The 4,882-nt window shown below is 69.9% G+C and carries 7 protein-coding genes; 4 read left to right on the top strand and 3 right to left on the bottom strand.

Annotated elements, in window-relative coordinates; all coding sequences use genetic code 11:
* The 3 genes from VKG64_00320 to VKG64_00310 form a co-directional block, all read right to left on the bottom strand.
* The coding region (locus tag VKG64_00320; GenBank protein ID HKB23466.1) for a hypothetical protein at nt 1-262 on the bottom strand (262 nt) is incomplete at its 3' end.
* A gap of 12 nt (nt 263-274) precedes the next feature.
* Nucleotides 275-1,612: an IS1380 family transposase gene (locus VKG64_00315; protein ID HKB23465.1), complete on the bottom strand. Its 1,338-nt coding sequence runs from the start codon at nt 1,610-1,612 to the stop codon at nt 275-277.
* A 172-nt stretch (nt 1,613-1,784) separates the two neighbouring features.
* Complete coding sequence (locus tag VKG64_00310; protein ID HKB23464.1) at nt 1,785-2,561, bottom strand: HAD family hydrolase; 777 nt, start codon at nt 2,559-2,561, stop codon at nt 1,785-1,787.
* A gap of 29 nt (nt 2,562-2,590) precedes the next feature.
* Between VKG64_00310 and VKG64_00305 the strand changes: the two genes are divergently transcribed.
* From VKG64_00305 to VKG64_00290, 4 genes are all read left to right on the top strand, one after another.
* Nucleotides 2,591-3,238, top strand: a complete 648-nt coding sequence (locus tag VKG64_00305; protein ID HKB23463.1) for an outer membrane lipoprotein carrier protein LolA — start codon at nt 2,591-2,593, stop codon at nt 3,236-3,238.
* Nucleotides 3,239-3,251: 13 nt separating this feature from the next.
* On the top strand, nt 3,252-3,749 hold the full coding sequence (locus VKG64_00300) for a YajQ family cyclic di-GMP-binding protein (protein ID HKB23462.1): 498 nt from the start codon (nt 3,252-3,254) through the stop codon (nt 3,747-3,749).
* Nucleotides 3,750-3,757: 8 nt separating this feature from the next.
* Nucleotides 3,758-4,459, top strand: a complete 702-nt coding sequence (locus VKG64_00295; GenBank protein ID HKB23461.1) for a DUF429 domain-containing protein — start codon at nt 3,758-3,760, stop codon at nt 4,457-4,459.
* A gap of 25 nt (nt 4,460-4,484) precedes the next feature.
* Nucleotides 4,485-4,882: OsmC-related (seleno)protein (locus tag VKG64_00290; protein HKB23460.1), on the top strand; the 398-nt coding region annotated here is incomplete at its 3' end.

The raw sequence follows: 4,882 nt of genomic DNA, 5'->3' as shown, positions 1-4,882 counted from the left end.
ACCCGACGATGACCTCGTGTGGTGTCTGCTCGACCATCCGCTCGGTAGCCATCAGGAGGAGCTTCGCCACATCGATGGCCTCTGCTACGCGCCGCTCGGTGGGTACATCATATTCGTGCTCGACAGCGTTTCGTTCGATGTTGAGGTTCGCGATAATGGTTCTCGGTAAGAGACCGACGTCATCGAGCAGGCCGAGTCGTGTCGGGAAGTTTGCTTTTTTGTGATGGGCGAAAAGCCCGTACTGGTTGAGTACTAGCCCCAATCCGAAAATAAGTCAGGCTGCCAGAGCATGGGCCACTTTCGCATAGAGCTGTTCGGTGGCGGGGTTGGCCGCCAGGCGCAGGACGTTGCGCCCGTCGATGCGCGTGAGGCGGCCGGCCCGCGCGATGAGCAGGAAGCGTAGCGTCCGCATGCTGCGGAGCAGGTAGGCATAGGTGCGCTTGCGCGAGCGGGGCTTGGGTTCCGCGAGGGTGTCGAGTTGGAAGCTCCGGGCGACGTTGTGGGCGAGGACGCTCAGTTGCTGCCAGGCGCTGTTGGCCCCGTAGTGGCGCGTGGGCACGACGTCGAGGGCGAACTCGCCCTTGAGCTCCCCGAAGGTCTTCTCCTGAGCGCCCCGCCCGCAGACGAAGGCGTACAGGGCCGGCAGGCCGAGGGCCATGTTCGTGGCGACGGCGTAGTACTCGAAGTGCCCGTCGTCCGGGGTGAAGAGATCGAGCTGGAAGTTCTTGGGGGTCTCGTGCTGCACATGCTTGCGATAGAGCATCACCCGCAGCTGGAGGTTCCACTGCGGGATCGGCAGGTCGGTCATGAACCCCGTGACGCCGGGCGCGAGCGGCTCCCAGCGCTGGCGGGCCGCAGCCAGTTGCTTGAGGGGCAGCCAGCTCCAGTAGCCGACCTTGACGGCGTAGGTGCAGCCGCGGGCGGCCAGCAGGCGGAAGACCTCGCGCTGGCAGAAGGCGGCGTCCATGCGGAACTCCAACGGGAGGCCCTGGCCGAACCGCCCGCGCAGGCTCTCGATGAGCTCGCGGAGGAAGGCCACGGCCTGCTTGGAGTCGTGGACATTGCCCGGCCGGTTCTTGAGCCGCAGGATGTGCCCGGTCTGGGCGAGATGCGCCACGAGCGGGTAGTAGCTCGGGTCCTTCCGATGATGCGGATTGAACCCGCGGAACGCCCAGGCGACGGTCGCGCCGGTGCGGATGACGGTGCCGTCGACATCGATGGTGAGCCGCGGCAGCTTCAGCCGGGCGATGGCCTCCGTGACCAGGTCGTGGTTGAGCTGCACCAGGGGGCGCAGATGCTCCTGGGTGAAGCGCTGGAGCCAGTTGCTCACGGTCCGGGGCGTCGGCACCTGCGCCAAGCCACAGAACCGCGTGATGAGCGGGTCGCCGGCGAGATAGCGCAGGTGCTCCAGGCGGCGAGCACCCGCGTAGAGGAGCGCGAGGACCAGCAGACTCAGGCTGGCCCCGCTGTAGTCACCGCCCAGCGCCGCACACGCTCGACGCAACCGAGCGGGCAGCGCGAGCCGCTGCACGTAGCGCCGCAGCAGTTCGAGGCCGCCGAAGGATGTGAGCTGCTGCGGGACGAACTCGATCGCGAGATCTCGCTTGACCACTCGTCGCAAGCTGTCTACGCTCAAGCGCATCAGAAGGGCCTCCTGTGGAGAGGGATGGACGTGGGCACGTCGTCCCTTTCGATCACTCAGGAGGCCCTTTTGATTCATACCGACCGCCATTTCATGCCCCATCTATTTTCGGATTGGGGTTAGGCGTGGGGCCGGGGCCTTGTCAATCCTCCTCGCGCCAGCGCGCGAAGTCGCCGCGGAAGCGGTCCACGGAGAGGAGGACGATCCGGCCGTCGCGCCGCGCCGCCTCGCGATCGTCCGCGGTGTTGTACCCCCACGCGGCCAGGAAAAGTTCGGCGCCGGCGAGCGCGGGCTCGCGCTTCACGTCCTCGAGGGTCTCCCGCCGGTCCTCGACGAACCACACGCGCGCGGCGTCGCCGCCACCGGCGAGCTCGCGGAGGATCGCGCGCTTCGGCCGGCGGGCCTCCTTGCCGTAGACGCGCCCGTCCGGCAGCTCGACGCCCTGGCGCCGCAGGAGCTGGCGAGCGAACCGCCCTTCCTTGGTGGTGACGACGTAGACGGCGACGGGCCCGCCGTCGAGCGCCCGCAGGCGCTCGATCACGCCGGGATAGAAGCGGTGGGCGTCGAGCCAGCCTCGCTCGTCGGCGGCGATCCACTCGTCGCGCACCGCGTCGAGCGCCGCCGCGGCGGCCTCGCGCGTGGCGCCGAGATCCTCGAGCCACGTCTCGAGTCGCCACTCCTTTTCGAGCGCCGCGGCGGAGGCACCCGAGCTCAAGGCGTGGAGCAGCACCGGCATCTCCCAGCCCGTCTCGACGAGAGGCCGGAGCCGCGCGAAGCTCTCGAAGAGGCCGGCGGGCGGCGCCGGCGGGACGGACGCCCGCAGGCGCCGGTAGGCGCGCCACGCGGACTCGAAGTACTCCCGCATGCCGTCGCAGAGGACGCCGTCGAAGTCGAGCGCGAGCACGGCGGGGACGCTCACGCCCGCGGACTCTAGTGTAAAGTGTCCCCATGCGCAACGTGCTCGCCGCCGTCCTCGTGCTCGCGAGCGTGGCGAGCGCGGCGGCCCAGACGCTGGACGACGTCGTCCGCGACCTCGAGGCGGCCTACGGCCGCATGACGGACCTCCGCGCCGAGTTCACGCAGACGGCCTTCAACAAGAGCCTGAACCAGACGATCCCCGCCCAGGGCGCGGTCTATCTGAAGAAGGGCGGCAAGCTCCGCTGGGAGTACAAGGAGCCGACGCCGCAGGAGATCGTCTCGGACGGCAAGAAGCTCTGGGTCTACACGCCGGCGCTCAACCAGGTGAACGTGGGCGAGGCGCCGGAGGCGCTCGCTGGCCCGGCCGGGAGCTTCCTCGCGGGGCTCGGCCGGCTCCGCGCCGAGTTCGGCGTGCGCTTCCTGAACCCGGCGCAGCCGCGCGACGCCGAGGGCAACTGGGTGCTCGATCTCACGCCCAAGCGCCCGCTGCCGACGCTCGCGCGGCTCGTCCTCTCGGTGGACGCGAAGACGTGGGAGCTGCGCCGGGCGATCGTGTACGATCAGTTCGAGAACACGGTGACGATGCGCTTCACGAAGGTCGCGACCGACACGGGCCTCCCCGACCGCCTCTTCGCGTTCGAGGTGCCGAAGGGCGTCGCCACGGTGCCGCTGCGGTAGACGGGGGACGCGCATGGCCGCCGAGAACTCCTTCGACATCGCGTGCAAGATCGACATGCAGGAGGTCACGAACGCGCTCGACCAGGCCCGCCGCGAGATCGAGACGCGCTACGACCTCAAGGGCTCGAAGAACGAGCTGACGCTCGAGAAGACCGACATCACCGTCACGGCCGCGGACGACATGAAGCTCAAGGCGGTCGTGGACATCCTCCAGTCACGCCTGCACAAGCGCGGCGTCCCGCTGAAGGCGCTCACGTACGGCACGGTCGAGCAGGCCTCCGGCGGCGTGCTCCGCCAGAAGATCTCGCTCCAGCAGGGGATCCCGATCGAGAAGGCGCGCGAGATCGTGCGGATCATCAAGGACACGAAGCTCAAGGTCCAGGCCGCGATCCAGGCGGACCAGGTGCGCGTCTCCGGCAAGAACCGCGACGATCTCCAGAAGGTCATCGCGCTCCTGCGCGACAAGGACCTCGGGATCGCCCTCCAGTTCACGAACTACCGCAGCGTCTGACCCGCCGCGTGCGGCTCCTCGGAATCGACGGCTGCCGCGCCGGCTGGGTGATCGCGTCGAGCGGCCCCGGGCTCCGCGCGCTCGACTTCGAGATCGCCCCCGACCTCCGGGGCGCCCTCCGCGAGGCCGCCGCGGGGCGCGCGGTGGTCGCCCTCGACATCCCCATCGGCCTGGTACCGTCGCCCCGCGCTGCGGACGTGGAGGCGCGGCGCTTCCTCGGCGCGCCGCGCGCCTCCAGCGTCTTTCCGGCGCCGTCGCGCGCGGCGCTCGGCGCGCGCGCGTACGCCGAGGCCTGCGCGCGGAATCACCGCGCGACCGGTCGCCGGATCTCGGTCGAGCTGTGGAACATCCTGCCGAAGATCGCCGAGGCCGACCGGCTCGTGACCCCGGCCCTCCAGGCCCGCGTGCGCGAAGCCCACCCCGAGGTCATCTTCGCCGTGCTGGCCGGGCGCGCGCGCGGGCTCGAGCACTCGAAGAAGACGCCCGCGGGTGAGCGCGAGCGCCTCGAGATCCTGAAGCCGTTCGTCCCCGCGTTCGATCCCGAGCGCGTGCGGCGGGCGCTCGGGCGGGGCGCGGTCGCGCGCGACGACATCGTGGACGCCGTCGCGCTCCTCGTCTGTGCGCGGCGGATCCGCACCGGGCGGGCGCGCGTCTTCCCGTCGGCGCCCGAGCGGGACCGGCGCGGCCTTCGAATGGAGATCGTCGCCTGAGCGCCGCGGTATACTTCGCGCCGGAATGACCAAGGTGCCAGGCGGGCTGGACCCGACGATCACCCGGCGCGAGATCGTCTTCGAGGCCGACGTGACGTCCGTGACCCCGTTCTTGAAGCTCGCGACGGTGAGCCGGGCCGGGGAAGGCCACATGACGTTCGCGTCCGACGAGGGGCCGAGCCTCGGCGGCCTGGGCTCCGCGCCCACGCCGCTCATGTACTTCAGCGCCGCCATCGCGTTCTGACTCATGACCCAGGTGTCCAGATATGGACACATGCTGAGGGTGAGCGTCGGCCGGCTGCGGATGCGCGTGAAGGCGAGCTATCGCGTCACCGGCTCGGTCCTCCAGGACACGATCCGCGGCGAGATGGTGGGCGCGGAGACGGTGCTGGAGATCGAGTCTCCGGATCCGCCCGAGCGCGT

Source organism: Candidatus Methylomirabilota bacterium (genome assembly GCA_035260325.1).
Lineage (GTDB): Bacteria > Methylomirabilota > Methylomirabilia > Rokubacteriales > CSP1-6 > AR19.
Note: the sequence above shows the minus strand (reverse complement) of the source record. Positions and strands in the feature narration are given on the sequence as shown.

What these genes read in the sequence shown, in the direction of transcription:
- VKG64_00305 (HKB23463.1), top strand. Translation starts at nt 2,591, where the DNA reads ATGCGCAACGTGCTCGCCGCCGTCCTCGTGCTCGCGAGCGTGGCGAGC.
- VKG64_00300 (HKB23462.1), top strand. Translation starts at nt 3,252, where the DNA reads ATGGCCGCCGAGAACTCCTTCGACATCGCGTGCAAGATCGACATGCAG.